The sequence below is a fragment of the Vibrio sp. Vb1574 genome (assembly GCF_033338675.1).
In genome coordinates, this window is the sequence record NZ_JAWOTC010000015.1 from 1 (window position 1) to 18,448 (window position 18,448).

General features: G+C 46.9%; 15 protein-coding genes. 10 read left to right on the plus strand and 5 right to left on the minus strand.

What is annotated here, in order from left to right; translation table 11 throughout:
• The 5 genes from R7O12_RS12065 to R7O12_RS12085 form a co-directional block, all read right to left on the minus strand.
• The coding region (locus R7O12_RS12065; protein ID WP_318125871.1) for an acetyl/propionyl/methylcrotonyl-CoA carboxylase subunit alpha at positions 1 to 1,147 on the minus strand (1,147 nt) is incomplete at its 3' end.
• Complete coding sequence (locus R7O12_RS12070) at positions 1,140 to 1,922, minus strand: enoyl-CoA hydratase-related protein (RefSeq protein WP_256900924.1); 783 nt, start codon at positions 1,920 to 1,922, stop codon at positions 1,140 to 1,142. The genes R7O12_RS12070 and R7O12_RS12065, both read right to left, overlap by 8 nt.
• A 104-nt stretch (positions 1,923 to 2,026) precedes the next feature.
• Positions 2,027 to 3,634, minus strand: coding sequence for a carboxyl transferase domain-containing protein (locus R7O12_RS12075; RefSeq protein WP_053349203.1), 1,608 nt, complete (start codon positions 3,632 to 3,634; stop codon positions 2,027 to 2,029).
• A gap of 115 nt (positions 3,635 to 3,749) precedes the next feature.
• The gene (locus R7O12_RS12080; RefSeq protein ID WP_213869863.1) at positions 3,750 to 4,919 is read right to left on the minus strand and encodes an isovaleryl-CoA dehydrogenase; all 1,170 of its coding nucleotides are present in this window, start codon (positions 4,917 to 4,919) and stop codon (positions 3,750 to 3,752) included.
• A gap of 45 nt (positions 4,920 to 4,964) precedes the next feature.
• Positions 4,965 to 5,351, minus strand: coding sequence for a MerR family transcriptional regulator (locus R7O12_RS12085; RefSeq protein ID WP_005373242.1), 387 nt, complete (start codon positions 5,349 to 5,351; stop codon positions 4,965 to 4,967).
• A gap of 209 nt (positions 5,352 to 5,560) precedes the next feature.
• Between R7O12_RS12085 and R7O12_RS12090 the strand changes: the two genes are divergently transcribed.
• The 10 genes from R7O12_RS12090 to betB all read left to right on the plus strand — a co-directional run bounded on the left by R7O12_RS12090 (position 5,561) and on the right by betB (position 18,370).
• Positions 5,561 to 6,739 carry a thiolase family protein gene (locus tag R7O12_RS12090; protein ID WP_318125874.1) on the plus strand — a complete coding sequence of 393 codons (1,179 nt, stop codon included), beginning with the start codon at positions 5,561 to 5,563 and terminating at the stop codon, positions 6,737 to 6,739.
• Positions 6,740 to 6,809: 70 nt separating this feature from the next.
• Positions 6,810 to 8,303, plus strand: coding sequence for a CoA-acylating methylmalonate-semialdehyde dehydrogenase (locus R7O12_RS12095; protein WP_047101355.1), 1,494 nt, complete (start codon positions 6,810 to 6,812; stop codon positions 8,301 to 8,303).
• Positions 8,304 to 8,396: 93 nt separating this feature from the next.
• Positions 8,397 to 9,551, plus strand: a complete 1,155-nt coding sequence (locus R7O12_RS12100) for an acyl-CoA dehydrogenase family protein (RefSeq protein ID WP_318125876.1) — start codon at positions 8,397 to 8,399, stop codon at positions 9,549 to 9,551.
• 49 nt (positions 9,552 to 9,600) lie between these two features.
• Positions 9,601 to 10,377 carry an enoyl-CoA hydratase gene (locus R7O12_RS12105; protein ID WP_025767890.1) on the plus strand — a complete coding sequence of 259 codons (777 nt, stop codon included), beginning with the start codon at positions 9,601 to 9,603 and terminating at the stop codon, positions 10,375 to 10,377.
• A 10-nt stretch (positions 10,378 to 10,387) separates the two neighbouring features.
• On the plus strand, positions 10,388 to 11,518 hold the full coding sequence (locus R7O12_RS12110; protein WP_025767889.1) for an enoyl-CoA hydratase/isomerase family protein: 1,131 nt from the start codon (positions 10,388 to 10,390) through the stop codon (positions 11,516 to 11,518).
• 19 nt (positions 11,519 to 11,537) lie between these two features.
• On the plus strand, positions 11,538 to 12,434 hold the full coding sequence (mmsB, locus tag R7O12_RS12115; protein WP_149192083.1) for a 3-hydroxyisobutyrate dehydrogenase: 897 nt from the start codon (positions 11,538 to 11,540) through the stop codon (positions 12,432 to 12,434).
• A 9-nt stretch (positions 12,435 to 12,443) separates the two neighbouring features.
• Positions 12,444 to 13,202, plus strand: a complete 759-nt coding sequence (locus tag R7O12_RS12120; protein ID WP_149192082.1) for an SDR family oxidoreductase — start codon at positions 12,444 to 12,446, stop codon at positions 13,200 to 13,202.
• Positions 13,203 to 13,664: 462 nt separating this feature from the next.
• Positions 13,665 to 15,686: a tetratricopeptide repeat-containing diguanylate cyclase gene (locus R7O12_RS12125; RefSeq protein WP_081051365.1), complete on the plus strand. Its 2,022-nt coding sequence runs from the start codon at positions 13,665 to 13,667 to the stop codon at positions 15,684 to 15,686.
• A gap of 605 nt (positions 15,687 to 16,291) precedes the next feature.
• Complete coding sequence (betI, locus tag R7O12_RS12130) at positions 16,292 to 16,891, plus strand: transcriptional regulator BetI (RefSeq protein WP_017820329.1); 600 nt, start codon at positions 16,292 to 16,294, stop codon at positions 16,889 to 16,891.
• Positions 16,892 to 16,909: 18 nt separating this feature from the next.
• The gene (gene betB, locus R7O12_RS12135; RefSeq protein ID WP_149192081.1) at positions 16,910 to 18,370 is read left to right on the plus strand and encodes a betaine-aldehyde dehydrogenase; all 1,461 of its coding nucleotides are present in this window, start codon (positions 16,910 to 16,912) and stop codon (positions 18,368 to 18,370) included.
• Positions 18,371 to 18,448 lie beyond the last annotated feature (78 nt).

Below are 18,448 nucleotides of genomic sequence, written 5' to 3' on the forward strand. Positions count from 1 at the left end.
TATCGCCTTGGGTAACACCACTATCAACGCGTACGCACGCTAGGCGCACACTACTGTCTGATACGGGTTCTTTTAAGTAATCAATGCGGCCAGTCGACGGCATAAAGTCATTGTCTGTATCTTCTGCGTAAATTCGCAGCTCAATTGAATGACCGTTGTGGGTGATTTCAGATTGCGAAATAGGTAAATGCTCGCCAGCTGCGACTTTTAATTGCCACTCCACCAAATCAACGCCGGTGATCAATTCAGTAACAGGGTGTTCAACTTGCAGACGAGTATTCATTTCCATGAAGTAAAACTCACCGCGGCTATCGAGCAAGAACTCCACCGTGCCCGCGCCAACATAGTCGATCGCTTGAGCGGCCTGAACCGCAGCTTCACCCATTTGTTTACGCAGTTCATCACTAAGACCGGGAGCTGGTGCTTCTTCGACTACTTTTTGGTGACGGCGTTGAATGGAGCAATCGCGATCAGAAAGATAGACACAGTTGCCATGTTGGTCAGCAAATACCTGAACTTCAACGTGGCGAGGCTGCAATATACATTTTTCGATTAGAAGCTGCTTATCGCCAAAGCTTGAAAGTGCTTCACGCTGCGCACCGTCGATGGCCAGAGGCATTTCGGCTGCGCTATTGACCACTCGCATGCCTTTACCGCCGCCCCCTTGGGTTGCTTTAAGCATCACTGGGTAACCGATTTTTTCAGCTTCCGCTAATAAGTGCTCTACGCTGTTGTCTGTGCCGTGATAGCCGGGAACCAAGGGCACGTTCGCCTCAGACATGATGGCTTTGGCTTGCGACTTCGAACCCATTGCTTCAATTGCGCTGGTGGAAGGGCCAATAAAAACAATGCCATTTTCGCTGCACGCTTTCGCCAGTTTCGGGTTCTCGGAAAGAAAACCATACCCAGGGTGGATAGCATCGGCTTGCCATTTTTTCGCAGCGCCGATAATCGCATCGATATCGAGATACGATTCACTCGCCGGAGCGGGGCCAATGAATTCAGCGAAATCCGCTTGTTTAACATGTAAGCTGCTGCGATCCGCTTCGGAATAGACGGCTACCGTCTCTATAGCCATGCTTTTTGCGGTTTTAATGATTCGGCAGGCAATTTCACCGCGGTTTGCGATCAGTATTCTTTTAAACATGATTCCTCCAATTGGCGGCGCGCTTTTCAAAAAATGCAGCTAGTCCTTCTTGTCCTTCACTGGACACGCGAGCGGTTGCAATAGCTTGGCTGGTGTATTCAATTAATGAATGATCGATAGGTTGGTTATCACAGCGTAAACAAAGTGCTTTTGCAGCCTGCATGGCTTGTGGACCGTTGTTGAGCAGGTGATCAATGGTGCGATTGACGGCTTCACGTGGTTGAGCGTCTATCTGATGAAGAATACTCATCGATAGCGCGGTTTCGGCATCAATCAGTTCCGCGGTTAAAAAGTAGCGTCGGCTTTGTCGTTGTCCAATCGCTCGGATTACGTAGGGTCCGATTGTCGCCGGTAACAAACCGAGTTTCACTTCACTCAAACAGAAGCGGCTTTCAGGTGTACCAATAGCGATATCGCAGCAGCAGATAAGCCCAAGCGCGCCGCCAAATGCAGCGCCGTGCACCATAGCAATGGTTGGTTTGCTAAAGGTATCCAGCGTATGCAAAAGTTTTGCTAGTTGCTGTGCATCTTGCAGGTTTTCACCCTCGGTTTTGGTTGCCATTGACTGCATCCAGCCCAGATCTGCTCCCGCAGAAAAGTGTTTTCCCTGTGCAGTTAACACCAGTGCACGGAGAGAATCGTCCTTTTCGAGCTGTTCTAGTGTCTCAATTAGTGAGGCAATCAATGCGTCATTAAACGCGTTGTGTTTTTCTGGCCGATTCAGGCTCAACCAGGCAACGCCATTGCTGTCTTTTTCAAGCAGTAGTCCGGTCATGTGACTTCCTTTGTCTGACATTTCAGTCTGTATTTCAATGCTCGCTAACCATTACTTGTTAAACATCGGTATTCGCGAGGAGTTAAGGTTTGCCTTGCATCCGACTACATACGGAAGATGCCAAATTTGCTATCTGGTATCGGCGCATTAAGCGCAGCAGACAGAGCAATGCCGACAACATCACGGGTTTTCGCAGGGTCAATAATGCCGTCGTCCCACAGGCGTGCACTGGCGTAGTATGCATGGCTTTGAGTCTGATATTGCTCCGCAATTGGACGTTTGAACGCTTCTTCTTCCTCCGCGCTCCAGCTTTCACCTTTGCGAGTTTTGATATCGCGGGTCACTTGCGCCATCACGCCAGCCGCTTGCTCTCCACCCATGACGGAAATACGTGCGTTTGGCCACATCCACATCATGGTTGGATCATAAGCGCGGCCACACATGCCGTAGTTTCCTGCGCCATACGATCCACCAATAACCACGGTAAACTTCGGCACGTCTGCACATGCAACAGCAGTTACCATTTTCGCACCATGTTTGGCGATGCCTTCGGCTTCGTACTTCTGACCGACCATAAAGCCCGTGATGTTCTGCAAGAAGAGCAGAGGAATTTTGCGTTGTGCGCACAGTTCAATAAAATGCGCGCCTTTTTGTGCTGATTCCGAAAATAGAATGCCGTTGTTAGCGACAATGCCAATCGGCATACCGTGAATATGGGCAAAGCCACAGACCAAGGTTTCGCCGAACAAGGCTTTAAATTCATCGAACTGGGAATCATCAACAATTCGGGCAATGACCTCTTTAACATCAAACGGCTTTTTAAGATCGGTTCCGACGATGCCGTACAGCTCTTGGGCAGGAAAACGTGGTTCCTGTGGTGCTTTTTGCTTGAGTTGAACGGGTTTCAAGTGGTTGATTTGTGAAACCGCTTGTCTTGCCAACTCTAACGCGTGGTGATCATTTTCTGCGTAATAGTCCGCCACACCAGAGGTACGGCAGTGAACGTCTGCGCCACCAAGATCTTCCGCGCTGACTTCTTCACCTGTCGCTGCTTTTACAAGAGGTGGACCTGCCAAAAAAATCGTGCCTTGTTCTTTGACTATGATGGATACGTCGCACATGGCAGGGACATAAGCGCCGCCAGCGGTACATAGCCCCATGACCACCGCAATTTGTGGAATGCCTTTGGCCGACATACGGGCTTGGTTGTAGAAAATACGGCCAAAATGGTCTTTATCTGGGAAGACTTCATCTTGGCGGGGGAGGTTAGCACCGCCAGAGTCGACTAAGTAAACACACGGCAGTTGGCATTTTTCTGCAATTTCTTGTGCTCTTAAGTGCTTTTTCACGGTGAGTGGGTAGTAACTGCCGCCTTTTACCGTCACGTCGTTCGCGACGATCATGCACTCAGTGCCGTCAATCACACCCACACCTGCAACCACTCCAGCACATGGAACGTAATCTGGATACACATCCCAGCCAGCAAATTGACCAATTTCTAGAAAGGACGAACCAGGGTCGAGTAGGGCAAGAATGCGCTCACGTACCGGAAGTTTGCCTTTCTTCTGCTGATGCTCGCGGGCTTTCTCACCGCCACCATCTTCTATTTGAGCAGTCACGGTATAAAGTTGATCTACAAGTGACGCCATAGAGCGGTAGTTTTCCTGATACTGCTCTGAATGGGTATTAATATTGGTCGTCAAACAAGCCATAAATAGCCGATCTCCATTCGGTAGACGGGTGTCACCACCCGTCTTTATTTAGGTTGAATAAGATTTAGATTGAATAAGGAAGTTGTTTCGAGTTCGAACCGCCTAGGTATGATGATTAGGCGCTTTCGTTAAACAATTCGCGACCAATAAGCATGCGGCGAATTTCTGAAGTGCCCGCACCGATTTCATACAGCTTGGCATCTCGCAACAAACGGCCCGTATCAAACTCGTTGATGTAGCCGTTACCGCCAAGTAGTTGAATCGCATCCAGTGCCATCTTGGTTGCCAGCTCTGCGCTGTAGAGGATCGCGCCAGCAGAATCTTTACGGGTGGTTTCACCGCGATCACAAGCGGCAGCGACGGCGTAAACATACGCTTTAGCGGCATTCATTTGTGTGTACATATCCGCGATTTTTGCTTGAACTAGCTGGAATTCACCGATGGATTTACCGAACTGTTTACGGTCGTGAATGTAAGGCACAACGGTATCCATACACGCCTGCATGATGCCAAGTGGGCCGCCTGCAAGCACCACACGTTCGTAGTCGAGGCCGCTCATCAATACTTTCACGCCTTGGTTTTCTTCGCCGAGAATATTTTCCGCAGGGACTTCGCAATTTTGGAAGACCAGCTCACACGTATTCGAGCCGCGCATACCCAACTTGTCGAGTTTTTGTGCTTGAGTAAATCCAGGGAATCCGCGTTCCACAATAAATGCCGTGATGCCTTTGGAGTGCTGGCTTGGGTCGGTTTTTGCGTAGACAACATAGGTGTGTGCATCAGGGCCGTTGGTGATCCACATTTTGTTGCCATTTAATAGGAAAATATCGCCTTTACGTTCGGCTTTAAGCTGCATAGAGACCACATCAGAGCCGGCGCCGGGTTCACTCATAGCAAGGGCGCCGATATGTTCACCGGAGATGAGCTTAGGTAGGTATTTCTCTTTTTGCGCTTGTGTGCCGTTACGGTGGATTTGGTTGACGCAAAGGTTGGAGTGAGCGCCGTAACTTAACGCAACCGAAGCGGATGCTCGGCTGATTTCTTCCATAGCGATAACGTGGGCGAGATAGCCCATGCCTGCACCACCAAACTCTTCGCTGGTGGTCACACCTAAAAGACCCATGTCACCTAATTTGGACCAAAGATGGTTTGGAAAGTCGTTAGTTTGGTCGATAGATTGCGCTAGCGGCGCAATTTCTCTTGCAGCAAAACTATTGATTTGCTCGCGAAGCAAATCGGTATTTTCGTCATAAACAAAGTTCAGGGAAGAGTAGGTAGATTTCATTGCGTGTCCTTGCCTTTACGTCACCTACATCCCAGAGTTGAGGTGTTAGGTGACTTTTTCGCCTTTCATGGATCTCAGTGTGTTTTGGCATCGCAACTGCGCAGCATTTAACTCCATCATTACCGCTTGAATGTCGTTTGCTTGCTGTTGCAATGCTGCCTTCTTCTCTTCGATCAACCGAATCATATAGTTCAACTGCTCAGTACTTTGATCGGTATCGTAGAGTTCAAATAACTCTTTGATATCTGCAAGAGAAAAGCCCAATCGCTTACCTCGCAAAATCAGTTTTAGTCGAATTCGATCACGACCATTGTAGATTCGAGTGTTGCCTTTACGTTCTGGAGTTAGGAGACCTAAATCTTCGTAGAAGCGAATGCTTCGAGTAGTAATGTCGAACTCTTTCGCGAGCTCGCTGATCTTAAATGTGTTCATTCCTTAACCTTACGACTTTCGTATAACATTTACATGAATATACAATTCGTTAACGTTAAAGTAAACAAACAACATCCACTCTTGAGCCTTGATATCACTCGCATTTACTCGAAATCAAAGAATCACTCGAACAAATAATAACCTCAAACTTGACGTTAACGTAAATGTTAGTATAGTTATGACGTGAACGTCAATAAAAGGTTAATGGAATGAAAAATGAAACATGGATTGTTGCCGCTAAGCGAACGCCTATCGGCTCTTTTCAAGGTGCATTAGCTTCAACAGATGTCACGGAACTCGGTGCGAAAGCCATTCAAGGGGCGCTAGCCGAAAGCCAACTCGATGTGCACAAAATAGACGAAGTGTTGATGGGGTGCGTTTTACCCGCCGGTGTGGGGCAAGCGCCTGCAAGACAAGCAAGCCTTAAAGCTGAAATGCCACAATCGATTGGTTGTACGACACTGAACAAAGTTTGTGGATCGGGTATGAAAACCGTGATGCTGGCATATGACCTTATTCAATCTGGTAATGCGCATGCTGTCATCGCTGGTGGCATGGAAAACATGTCGTCTTCTCCTTATCTATTAAAGAAAGCGCGTGATGGTTTCCGTTTAGGTCACGAGCAAGTGCTTGATCACATGTTTTATGACGGGTTGCAGGATGCCTACCAAGGCGAGCTGATGGGTGTCTTTGCAGAACAGACGGCGCAAAAGTATCAGTTCAGCCGTGAAAGTATGGATGCCTGGGCGCAACAGTCGTTGACTCGTGCGCAGCAAGCAATCGAACAAGGTTTGTTCAAAGAAGAGATCGTGCCTGTTAACGTAAAAAGTCGACGCGGCGAAACCTTGGTTGTAGATGATGAGCAACCGAGCAAACTCGACGTCACTAAAATTCCTGCCTTACGCCCTGCGTTTGCCAAAGATGGCGGCGTAACCGCAGCAAACTCTAGTTCCATTTCGGATGGTGCGTCGGCAATGATCTTAGTCGATAGTGAGTTTGGTCGTCAGGAAAACCTTCAGCCTCTAGCCAAAATTGTCGCGTACAGCACGCATGCAAGACAGCCTGATGAGTTCACCATCGCACCAGTCTTCGCGATTGAATCGCTGCTGGAAAAAACGGGCTGGGACAAATCAGACGTGGACCTTTGGGAAATCAATGAAGCTTTTGCTGTCGTGACTCAATACGCGGTGAAAGCTCTCGAACTGGACGAGAGCAAAGTGAACCCTCGCGGAGGGGCTTGTGCGCTGGGGCATCCAATAGGCGCAAGTGGCAATCGAATCCTTGTCACTTTGATTCATGCGCTAAAACAAACTGGTGGTAAGCGTGGCGTTGCATCGCTTTGTATTGGCGGCGGCGAAGCTACCGCTATCGCGATTGAAATCTGCTAAATCACTCTCAACAAAGTTTCACTTACATAACAGTAGTTAGTAACAAGCTGAAAAATACAAGGATGTCATCATGACAGAACAAGTAAAGCAGTATATCGGTGGTGAATTTGCCATCTCCGATTCAAAACAATGGCTAGATGTAACCAACCCGGCAACCAACGAAGTGATTGCACAAGTACCTTGTGCCACGGAATCGGAAATGAATGCGGCGATTGCCAGCGCAACAGAAACGTTCAAACGCTGGAAAGAAGTTGCAGCGCCGGAGCGTGCTAGATTGATGTTGCGCTACCAACATTTGCTAAAAGAGCAACACGATGAGTTGGCGATACTGCTTTCAAGTGAGACAGGCAAAACCCTCGCGGATGCAAAGGGTGACATTTGGCGTGGGATTGAAGTCGTAGAACAAGCGGCGAACATTTGTAGCTCAATGATGGGCGAAACGGTTGAGAATGTCGCAACCAATATTGATGGTTACTCTTACATTCAACCGCTCGGTGTTTGTGCTGGCATCACACCGTTTAACTTCCCTGCGATGATCCCATTGTGGATGTTCCCGATGGCGATCGCTTGTGGCAACACCTTTATTTTGAAGCCGTCAGAGCAAGTGCCACTAACGGCAATGAAACTGGCGGAGCTGTTTGAACAAGCTGGCGCACCAAAAGGCGTATTGCAAGTTGTTCACGGGACCAAAGAGCAAGTCGACCGCATTCTGACTGATCCAGTTGTTCGTGCGATCTCTTTTGTTGGCTCTGTGCCCGTTGGTGAGTACATCTACAAAACAGGTACAGACAACCTGAAACGCGTGCAGTCATTTGCAGGTGCTAAGAACCACATGGTCATCATGCCGGATGCAAACAAACAGCAAGTCATCAATAACCTAGTTGGCGCGTCAGTTGGTGCTGCAGGCCAACGCTGTATGGCGATTTCGGTTGCCGTATTTGTCGGCGAAACCAAAGAATGGATTCCAGAGCTTAAAGAGGCGTTAGCTCAGGTTCAGCCTGGCGCGTGGGATGATGAAACCGCCGGTTATGGTCCCCTGATTAGCCCTCAAGCGAAGCAGCGAGTGGTGAATCTGATTAATGAAGGCAAAGCGTCAGGCGCGAATTGTGTTCTGGATGGAACAGACTGCCAAGTGCCTGGCTTCCCGAACGGTAACTGGGTGGGGCCAACACTGTTTACCAACGTGACCACAGACATGTCGATTTATCAGGAAGAAATTTTCGGGCCTGTGCTGTTAACTATGGAAGTGGATGACCTAGATGAAGCGATTAAACTGATCAATGCAAACCGCTTTGGTAATGGTACGTCTATTTTTACGGCGAACGGCGCTGCCGCGAGAAAGTATCAACACAATATCGAAGTAGGTAACGTAGGCATCAACGTGCCGATTCCGGTGCCATTGCCATTTTTCTCATTTACTGGGTGGAAAGGCAGCTTCTACGGCGACCTGCATGCTTACGGTAAACAAGCGGTTCGCTTCTACACCGAGACGAAAACTGTCACCGCGCGTTGGTTTGAAGATGACATTCCAAGCGGTCCAAACATGACCATTCAACTTAGCTAATTACTGGATTAGCGACACCTCTAGCCAAGCGCCACCGTTTAAGTGGGCTTGGCTCGGATACAAATGCAACGAATTAGACCTTAGGACTTCAAGATGGATTTTGAATTAAACGAAGATCAACTCGCGTTTGCCGAAGTAGCAAAGCAGTTTGCAGACCAAATGTTAGCGCCTCATGCGGCCGAGTGGGATGAAAACCATCACTTCCCTAAAGATGTACTGCGTCAGGCGGGTGAGCTGGGCTTTCTGAGCATCTATACGCCGCCAGAGCATGGTGGCTTAGGGTTATCTCGTTTGGATGCGGCGATCATTTTCGAGCAGTTGGCTATGGGTTGTACCGCGACTACTGCGTTTATGACCATTCACAACATGGCGACGTGGATGATCACCAGCTTTGCCAAAGCAGAAGTGGCGCAGCAATTTAGCGCGGATCTAATTTCGGGTGAAAAGCTCGCTTCCTACTGTTTAACCGAACCTAATGCCGGCTCTGACGCCGCTTCTCTAACGACTAGCGCAGTGCGTGATGGCGATGAGTTTGTCCTCAATGGAGCAAAAGTGTTTATCTCGGGTGCGGGTGATACAGATGTATTGGTCGTGATGGCGCGTTCGTGTGGTGAAGGAGCGGGTGGCGTTTCTGCATTCGTTGTTCCTGCTGATTGCGAAGGCATTAGCTACGGTAAAAAAGAAGTCAAAATGGGTTGGAACTGCCAGCCAACTCGCATGATTACCTTCGAAAATGTTCGTATTCCGGCTGACTATCTGTTGGGTGAAGAGGGAGAAGGCTTTAAGTTCGCCATGCTTGGCCTTGATGGTGGTCGAATCAATATCGCTACTTGTTCCGTCGGTACTGCGCAACAAGCACTGAACGAAGCCAAGCAATACATGAACGAACGCAAACAGTTCGGCCGTTCACTGGCGCAATTTCAAGCGTTGCAGTTCAAGCTTGCTGATATGGCGACTGAGCTGGTCGCTGCGCGTCAAATGGTGCGACTCGCTGCCGCTAAACTCGATGCCCAGCACGCAGAAAAAAGTGCGTACTGTGCCATGGCAAAACGCTTTGCTACTGATGTGGGCTTTAAAGTCTGCGATCAGGCGCTGCAAATTCACGGTGGCTATGGCTACATCAAAGAATATCCAGTCGAGCGCCATTTCCGAGACGTTCGTGTTCACCAAATCCTTGAAGGTACCAACGAAATCATGCGTCTGATCGTCGCAAGACGATTACTAACGGAAGGCGTTGAGCTGCTTTAGTCAGCGAGACACAGCCTTACCTAAAGAAATTAAAAAGGACTGAAAGATTATGACGGCACAAATCAAATTAGAGCGCGAAGCGCACATTGCCAAGCTCACGATTAGTAACCCGCCAGCAAACACCTGGACGCTTGAATCTTTGAATCAGCTAAAAGAGTTGGCGATTGAACTCAGTAATGATCGCTCCATTTATGCGTTGGTATTAACAGGCGAAGGCGAGAAATTCTTTTCTGCTGGAGCGGATCTCAACAACTTTGCATCCGGCGATAAATCGCAAGCAGCAGATATGGCGTTCGCATTTGGTGAAGCCTTTGAAGCGCTGTCTGCGTTCGATGGTGTTTCCATCGCAGCAATTAATGGTTACGCGATGGGCGGCGGTTTGGAAGTGGCGATGGCGTGTGACATTCGCATCGCAGAAGAACAAGTACAAATGGCACTTCCTGAAGCATCGGTAGGCTTGTTGCCGTGTGCGGGCGGGACGCAAAACCTGACCGCGTTGGTAGGTGAAGGTTGGGCGAAGCGTATGATCCTGTGTGGCGAGCGTGTGACGGCCGAGCGAGCGGAAAAAATTGGGTTAGTCGAAGAGGTGGTGGCGAAAGGTCAAGCACTCGAAGCGGCTATGGAGCTAGCACAGCGTGTTGCAGGTCAATCACCGAAATCTGTGTCTGCGTGCAAAACGCTCATTCAAGGTCGACGCAGCCAAACTCACGCAGCTGGATTGGTTTTAGAGCGTGAACTGTTTTTACAGCTGTTCAATACACACGATCAGACTGAGGGTGTGAATGCGTTCTTGCAAAAGCGCAAGCCACAATGGACAAACAGCTAGCGGAGGCCAAATGACAGGTACAGTAAATGTTTCAAAACTTGAGTGCGCTGATGGCTCTGTTATTGGTGTGCTAGAGCTTGATAACCCAGCAGCTCTCAACGCGTTGAGTTACGTGATGATTGAGAAGTTGTACAAACAGCTTAATGAATGGCAAACGGACGACAGCGTCATCGCGGTATTCTTGCATGCTCAAGGTGAAAAAGCGTTTTGTGCTGGTGGTGATATTCAAGCGATCTACCGTGCACTTGAAAACAAAGAGCAAGACTTTGATTCTGCGTTTTCAGCGATGGAAACCTTCTTTGACCTCGAATATCGCTGTGACCATCTTATTCATACTTATCCAAAACCGATCATCGCGTGGGGACATGGTTATTTGATGGGCGGGGGAGTTGGCCTGTTTATGGGTGCCAGCCATCGCGTAGCAGAAACCACCACACGCTTTGCAATGCCAGAGATTAAAATTGGCCTTTACCCAGATGTAGGCGCGACGTACTTCCTGAACCAGTTGCCAAAACATTTGGCACTGTTCTTAAGTTTGACGGCTTGTCAAATTAACGCAACAGATATGAAAGCGTTGGGGTTAAGCCAATGGATTGCACAGCCAGAAAACAAGCAAGTGCTGCTGGATCTGCTTGCATCGGTAAGTTGGAAAGGTGAAGCGAACATCAACGAAAAAATCGCCACTACGCTGCGTTCGGTACACGTGGACGAGCCAACCGAAGGGATGTTGATGCCCTATGCGGAATTGATTGAGCAGTTATGTTCGGGTGACTTAGCGTCAATTGTTGATGCAATCAGCCGTGCTAACGTTGATAACAAGTGGTTCGTCAATGCGCAGAAGTCACTGAACTATGGCAGTCCGTTGTCGCTCAGTATCACTTATCAGCAGTTAACGCAGTATCAAAACCTCTCTTTGAAAGCGTGTTTTGATATGGAATTTAACCTAACACTACGTTGTGGCTTAGAAGGTGATTTTAGAGAAGGGGTTCGTGCGCTGATTATTGATAAAACCAATCAACCGACTTGGCAACATCGCACGGTTTCTGACGTAACGCCACAAGTTTTGGAGCGCTTCTTCTCGCCAATTGACTCAGCAGAATACCCACTGACCGCATCGTCGGTAGCTATAGCGGCACTTTAGTACAAGGAAGAAATACGATATGGACAAAATTGCATTTATTGGCCTTGGTAACATGGGTGCGCCTATGGCTAAGAATCTACTTAAAGCGGGCTTGAACGTCGAAGTATTTGATTTGAACCCAAACGCAGTTGAGGAGTTGACCGCATTGGGCGCTTCAAGTGCCGATTCCGTTCAGCAGGCAGTACAAGGTGTTGATGTGGTTGTCACTATGCTGCCAGCGAGCCAACACGTTCAAAGCGTTTATCTTGGTCAAGATGGCATATTAGATAGCGTCGAATCAGGCACCTTGCTGATTGATTCATCCACCATCGATCCTGCGACTGCTCGTTTGGTTGGCGAAAAAGCATCGCAACTTGGTATCAGTTTTGTTGATGCACCAGTATCTGGTGGCGTTGCGGGCGCAGCAGCAGGTACGTTAACTTTCATTGTTGGCGGCTCGCAAGAGAACTTTGTTCAAGCCAAAGCGGTGCTTAGCCACATGGGTAAAAACATCTTCCATGCGGGCTATGTTGGAGCTGGTCAGGTCGCGAAGATCTGCAATAACATGATGTTGGGCATTTTGATGAGCGGCACCTGTGAAGCACTCAATTTAGGGATGGAAAACGGACTCGATCCCAAAGTGCTTTCCGACATCATGTTGCAAAGTTCAGGGCGTAACTGGGCGCTAGAGCTTTATAACCCTTGTCCAGGTGTGATGGAAAATACGCCTGCAAGCAATGGTTATCAAGGCGGCTTTATGAGCCAGTTAATGGCTAAAGATCTGGGTCTTGCGATGGAAGCGGCGGTTGTCAGTCAAACCTCAACGCCAATGGGCAGCTTGGCTCGTAATCTGTTTAATTTTCACAACGGTCAGGGCAACGGGCAAAAAGATTTCTCAAGCTTGTTTGAGTTCTACCAAAAGCAAAATCAGGCCTAAGGAGTGCGTATGGATCTAGCAAATAAGGTTATTGCGATCACGGGGGCAGGGCAGGGGCTGGGTAAACAAATGGCACTGTCACTGGCGGAAAATGGCGTTCATCTTGCGCTTATCGACCTCAATTCAGAGCAACTGGCTGAAACGAAAGCGGAATGTGAATCTCTCGGTGTTACCGCTCGTTTTTATGTGACGAACGTGACTGACGAACAGCAGGTATGCACTGCTTTTGAGCAAATTGAGGTAGATTTCAAGCAGCTCAATGGCGTTATCAATAACGCAGGTATTATGCGTGATGGTATGTTCATTAAAGTCAAAGGTGGTCAGGTTAACACGATGTCGCTGGAACAATTTCAGTCTGTTCTAGATGTGAATGTAACAGGCACTTTCCTGTGTGGCCGTGAAGCGAGCAAGGTAATGCTGAACACCGATAGCAAAGGGGTTCTGATCAACATATCCAGCGTTGCGCGTGCCGGGAATATTGGTCAAACCAACTATTCAGCATCTAAAGCGGCGGTAGCCACCATGGCAACGGTGTGGGCGAAAGAGTTAGGGCGTTTCGGAATTCGCTCAGTGGCGATTGCTCCGGGTGTCATCAAAACTGCCATGACAGACCAAATAAAACCTGAAGCGATGGAACGTTTAATCGGAATGATTCCAGTTGGACGTTTAGGTTTGGCGGATGAAATTTCATCGACCATAAAATACGTGTTAACCAACGAATTCGTGACCGGACGAGTGTTCGAAGTCGATGGCGGAATGCGAATGTAACCCCCTCTGCAACATAAAAAAGGGGAGCGAGTTTGATTGTCCGCTTCCTTCCACTTTCTCCTTTCTTTTATTGCTTCTATCTGAAAAATGTATTGGATGCATGGTCGACTGCTATCTCATCGAACGGTATAAAAATTGATTCTATTTCTAATGTGAATGGCTAGTTCTATATTGCTTGTCATGTAAATGCATTAACTCACAACTAAGACGATCTTTTGTCTCACTAACGAGATCGTCATTCTTGGTGTGTAAAAAACACTCTTATTGGTCATATTGCAACCGAAAACTATTTCGGCATCTAAAGATGGTGATTTATTATTCAGCGCAAAATACATGGGAATATGAGGCTGACTGAATAACCTTCAGTTGTCTTAATAATAAATAATCAGAGTTCTCAATTACACTGAAGTAACTACCCATTAGGGAAGAGCAATAATGTCACTATTTCATTCGCTTAGGACGATGCCGCTATTATTGGGGTGTCTGTGTTTTTCTGTTCAGGCCTCCACAGAAAAGGTGGAACAGGAAGGTAAGTTTTTACAGTCGTTAGAAGGCATCGAAAATCAAATTTACGCATTACCTCAGAGTTCTTTAGCTTTGATTGAAGCGTTAGAAGAAGAGTCTTTGCTACAAAACCAACCAACAGCGCTGTTGGTGCGTTACTGGCTGGCCAAGGCCACGGTTTTAGAGCTGCTAGGGCGCGTAGAAGAGAGTCAGAGTGTAGTTCAAAAAGGATTGGAGCTTGTGCGTCCACAGAGCCATGAGTATCTCCTGTTTAAGTTGATTCAGATGCGAACTATGGTTGGAAAGAGCGATATCGATACCGCGCTTTCTGCGTTGGATAGCTTGTTGGAAACATCGCGTGAGAATGGTGATAAGCAACTTGAATCAGAAATCCTGTTGCTAAAAGGACGCTATTACGATGAGCAAGGTGAGTTTAAAAAATCCTATGCTGCACTTATGTCGTCCATGGATGCGGCTGAATCTTCAGGTGTTCACGGGCTGGTAGAACGTGCAGCACTAGAGCTAGGTGACGTACTTGTCAAAATTCAGGGTTACGACCGATCTGAGGCGCTTTTGGAACAAGCATATCGCTATTTTAGGGATAGGCGTATGTCGTTCAATGAGTTGTTGAGCGTTTTGACGATAGCGAAACTTCATAAAGCACAGTTCCAATACGAAGAGGCGATAGCGTCATATCAGCGAGCGTTAAAGCTGGCTCAAATTATCGGTGATGGACGCTTTAGATTTCGAGTTAACCTTGAACTTGCAGCTTTATATCGCGAGACGAATCAAGAAAAGAAGATGGTTAACCACTTGAAGCTGGCGGAGAATTTACAGTACAGAGAAACGTCTAGCGCGTATTTGGCAACATTTAAGTTGTTACAAGCCGAATATATGTTAGAGCAGCAGCAATTTGAAATACTTTTAGCGATGATCGCGCCAATGCTGCCGGAGATTATAGAGAGTCGATACGTCAAGCAACAGCAAATGGAGCTACTAAAAGTCGCCGCTATGGCCTATGCGGGGAGCAATGACTTTAAACTAGCATTCGAAACTTACGGTAACTATCACGATAAATTTATCCAATTTAGCAATCAAAGAGAAGTTGAAAATCTTGAGCGCCAGCAGACGTTATTTGAGTTGGAACGACTTGAATATGAGAACGAAGATCTCAACTGGAACAATGTCTTGCAGCGTATGGAGCTAGAAAATAACCGTCGTACTTTTTACTTATTGGGTGAAGCGCTACTTGCGCTCATCGGTGTTCTATTTTTGATGGCGGTAGTATTTCTCGTCGTCAATCGCTCGCGTTTGAGAATGCGTCGCCTCGCAAAGACAGACACATTGACAGGGTTGTTCAATCGCCGTTTTTTAGAGGACTGGTTCACTAAGCCAGTAGAAGTGAGGCGTGAGCGAAAAGAGAAACCGGTACCTCAATCTAAGCAAGAAAAGATACAACAATTTGTTTTTGAGCAAGTCGAGCAAGTTAAGTACGGTTATCTAGCTTTAAATAAATGGGTAGATAGCAAACTCGATAAACAGAAAATGGTGCCAAATAAACCACAATCGGGGCCAGTAACTTTAGCGTTAATCGATGTGGATTATTTCAAGCAGGTAAATGATACCTATGGGCATGTGTTTGGAGATACCGTACTAACGGGCGTTGCCAAAGTGTTGGAGGAAACTGTACGTGAGAACGACATTGTTGCTCGCTTTGGTGGTGAAGAGTTTGTTGTTGTTATGCCCAATACAGACCATAAAAACGCCCTTATTACTGCAGAACGTTTACGTAGCGCTTTATCCCTACATGGCTTTGTTACGGAACAGAAAGAAGAAGTGAGAGTGACCTGTAGTTTTGGAGTCGTTACCACTGAAGATAATGAGATGAGTTTTAAATCACTTTGCGATCAGGCCGATAAATTGCTTTATCAAGCGAAAGCGAACGGACGCAACTGTGTGGAAGGTCGCTCGCTAGCGTAACAGAAATCAAAAGTTCAGGCTCATCGCACGATGAATCTGAACTTATCCCTCCCATTTACTTTGATAGCCAAGTGACTTTGAGATCCTTGCTTCGAATATAAAACGCTGAATCTAACATCTTAAAGTCACTTGGCGATATTACTTAAAAATGGCTTAAGGATATCGAATCGCATATTCATGGCGTTCAATATAGCCTCACTTTTTGTCTCCTTCACCTTCAAAGTGCGAATGCCACTTGTGTCTACAAAACTATAACAAACTAGTGTGTCTATTCTTTGTACAAACAAACCGTGTACAGGTGAAATGATTAGTGGTCGATATAAATTTTTTGTAGCACAGATTTTTGTTGTTTAAAAATCAACTCGTTCATCATCGTTTTAAAAATAGAGTAAGGGTTAAATATCTGATTTTATTTTCCTTATTTGTTTATTCTTAAACTAAAATCTACTTATCCCGACAAGTTCTTACCGAGCAATTTTTCGTACACCCTCAACTTTTCATCCTTTTTTACTAACATTTTTCTTTAAAAATAATTTGAGTTCGAATTAATTTTCAGGCATTTTATATTTAACTAACCGTTCAATTAAAAATAACAGGGACGCAAAATGCCAAAGGTGGGGATGCCTGAAATCAGAAAACCGCAGCTTGTGAAAGCGACAATGTCAGTGATTGATAGAGTCGGTTTACACGCGGCGAGTATTTCGTTAATCAGCAAAGAAGCCGGTGTATCAACGGGGATTATCAACCACTATTTCGGTGGTAAGCACGGATTGCTGGAGGAAACGATGCGCGAAATCTTGCGTCAGCTTTCGTCCACTATCACACAGAAGTTACGTGAGCTGCCAAGTGATGCTCATCACCAAAGAATTAACGCCATCATTGATGGTAACTTTGTCGGCTATCAGGCAGAAAACCAAGTTGCTAAGACTTGGCTGGCGTTTTGGTCGTACTCAATGCATGACGAGCAGCTCAAGCGTTTACAGCGTGTCAACGAACGACGTCTATTGTCCCACCTAAGAAAAGAACTCAAAGCATTATTAAATGCAGAGCAGGCTGAATTGGTTGCTCATGGTATTGCATCACTTATTGATGGAATTTGGCTGCGCGGAACGCTCAACCCGCAAGGCATTGATGCAGAAAGAGCGAGAATCATCATCAACGATTATCTCGAAAAACAACTTACGTTTTATTCTGAAAAAATATAAAAGTTACAGGTCTTCAAAATGGAAATGAAAGCACACTATATCAATGGTGCGATGTACGACGGGTGTTCAGATGAACACTTCACCACTTACAATCCGGCGAATGGTGAGCCATTGGCCAACATTAAACAAGCGAACCAAGACGATCTTCAAGCAGCGATTGAATCGGCAAAGAAAGGTTTTGCTGCATGGTCTGCGATGACTGCGATTGAGCGCAGCCGTATTTTACACAAAGCCGTTGCCATTTTACGTGAGCGTAATGACGATTTGGCTGCATTGGAAGTGTCAGATACTGGTAAGCCAATTCAAGAAGCTATCGCGGTTGATGTCACAACAGGTGCCGATGTTCTTGAGTACTACGCGGGCCTTGCTCCAAGTCTACAAGGTGAACAGCAGCCACTCAGCGACGATCAGTTTTTCTATACACGTCGTGAGCCATTGGGCATTTGCGCGGGTATTGGTGCTTGGAATTATCCAATTCAAATTGCGATGTGGAAATCGGCGCCAGCACTCGCTGCGGGCAACGCAATGATCTTCAAGCCATCAGAAGAAACACCATTAACGGCGCTTAAGCTCGCCGAAATTTATTCAGAAGCGGGCATGCCAGATGGCGTATTTAATGTCGTGCAAGGGGATTACCGAGTAGGACAGATGCTAACGGCGCATCCTGATATCGCAAAAGTGTCATTCACGGGTGAGTCAGGCACCGGTAAAGTCGTCATGAGTGACAGCGCTAAGACACTAAAACAAGTAACGATGGAGCTTGGTGGTAAGTCTCCACTGATTATTTTTGATGATGCGAAGTTAAACGATGCCGTTTCTGCGGCCATGGTGGCGAACTTCTACACCCAAGGTGAAGTTTGTACGCACGGTACACGCGTATTTGTCCATGAAGGTATTTATGACGACTTTATCGCACAACTTAAAGCCCGAACCGAGCTGTTAGTCGTCGGCGATCCGCTTGATGAGAACACGCAGATTGGCGCGCTAATCTCTAAAGATCATGAATCGAAAGTTTTAGGAGCGATTGAAGCCGCTAAAGCGAGTGGCGCGACGTTACTGACTGGCGGCTACAAAGTAACAGACAATGGCCTAGCTAATGGTAACTTTGTTGCTCCAACTGTATTTGTCGATTGCGATGATGCCATGAGCCACGTTCAACAAGAAATCTTTGGCCCGGTAATGTCAGTCCTGAAATTCCGCGATGAGTCGGAAGTGATTGCGCGTGCAAATGGCACCGATTATGGCTTAGCGGCAGGTGTATTTACTCAAAACCTATCTCGTGCGCATCGTGTGATCCACCAAATTCAAGCGGGTATTTGTTGGGTAAACACATGGGGTGACTCACCTGCGGAAATGCCAGTTGGCGGCTACAAGCAATCAGGTGTTGGCCGTGAAAACGGAGTCGAGACCCTTAAGCATTACACACAAACGAAGAGTGTTCTGGTTCAGCTAAGCGACTTCGAAAGCCCTTACAAATGATACCAATCGTAGTAGATAACTGACCACTTTAGCTTGTTAAAATGCTCGATAACTGCTTTGTCAATTTCGATTGTAGGT

Excerpts from the sequence above, each read along its gene's own strand:
- R7O12_RS12100 (WP_318125876.1), top strand. The coding sequence starts at position 8,397 with ATGGATTTTGAATTAAACGAAGATCAACTCGCGTTTGCCGAAGTAGCA.
- R7O12_RS12110 (WP_025767889.1), top strand. The coding sequence starts at position 10,388 with ATGACAGGTACAGTAAATGTTTCAAAACTTGAGTGCGCTGATGGCTCT.
- R7O12_RS12095 (WP_047101355.1), top strand. The coding sequence starts at position 6,810 with ATGACAGAACAAGTAAAGCAGTATATCGGTGGTGAATTTGCCATCTCC.
- R7O12_RS12090 (WP_318125874.1), top strand. The coding sequence starts at position 5,561 with ATGAAAAATGAAACATGGATTGTTGCCGCTAAGCGAACGCCTATCGGC.
- R7O12_RS12080 (WP_213869863.1), bottom strand. The coding sequence starts at position 4,919 with ATGAAATCTACCTACTCTTCCCTGAACTTTGTTTATGACGAAAATACC.
- R7O12_RS12125 (WP_081051365.1), top strand. The coding sequence starts at position 13,665 with ATGCCGCTATTATTGGGGTGTCTGTGTTTTTCTGTTCAGGCCTCCACA.
- R7O12_RS12075 (WP_053349203.1), bottom strand. The coding sequence starts at position 3,634 with ATGGCTTGTTTGACGACCAATATTAATACCCATTCAGAGCAGTATCAG.
- betB (WP_149192081.1), top strand. The coding sequence starts at position 16,910 with ATGGAAATGAAAGCACACTATATCAATGGTGCGATGTACGACGGGTGT.
- R7O12_RS12085 (WP_005373242.1), bottom strand. The coding sequence starts at position 5,351 with ATGAACACATTTAAGATCAGCGAGCTCGCGAAAGAGTTCGACATTACT.
- betI (WP_017820329.1), top strand. The coding sequence starts at position 16,292 with ATGCCAAAGGTGGGGATGCCTGAAATCAGAAAACCGCAGCTTGTGAAA.
- R7O12_RS12105 (WP_025767890.1), top strand. The coding sequence starts at position 9,601 with ATGACGGCACAAATCAAATTAGAGCGCGAAGCGCACATTGCCAAGCTC.
- R7O12_RS12120 (WP_149192082.1), top strand. The coding sequence starts at position 12,444 with ATGGATCTAGCAAATAAGGTTATTGCGATCACGGGGGCAGGGCAGGGG.
- mmsB (WP_149192083.1), top strand. The coding sequence starts at position 11,538 with ATGGACAAAATTGCATTTATTGGCCTTGGTAACATGGGTGCGCCTATG.
- R7O12_RS12070 (WP_256900924.1), bottom strand. The coding sequence starts at position 1,922 with ATGACCGGACTACTGCTTGAAAAAGACAGCAATGGCGTTGCCTGGTTG.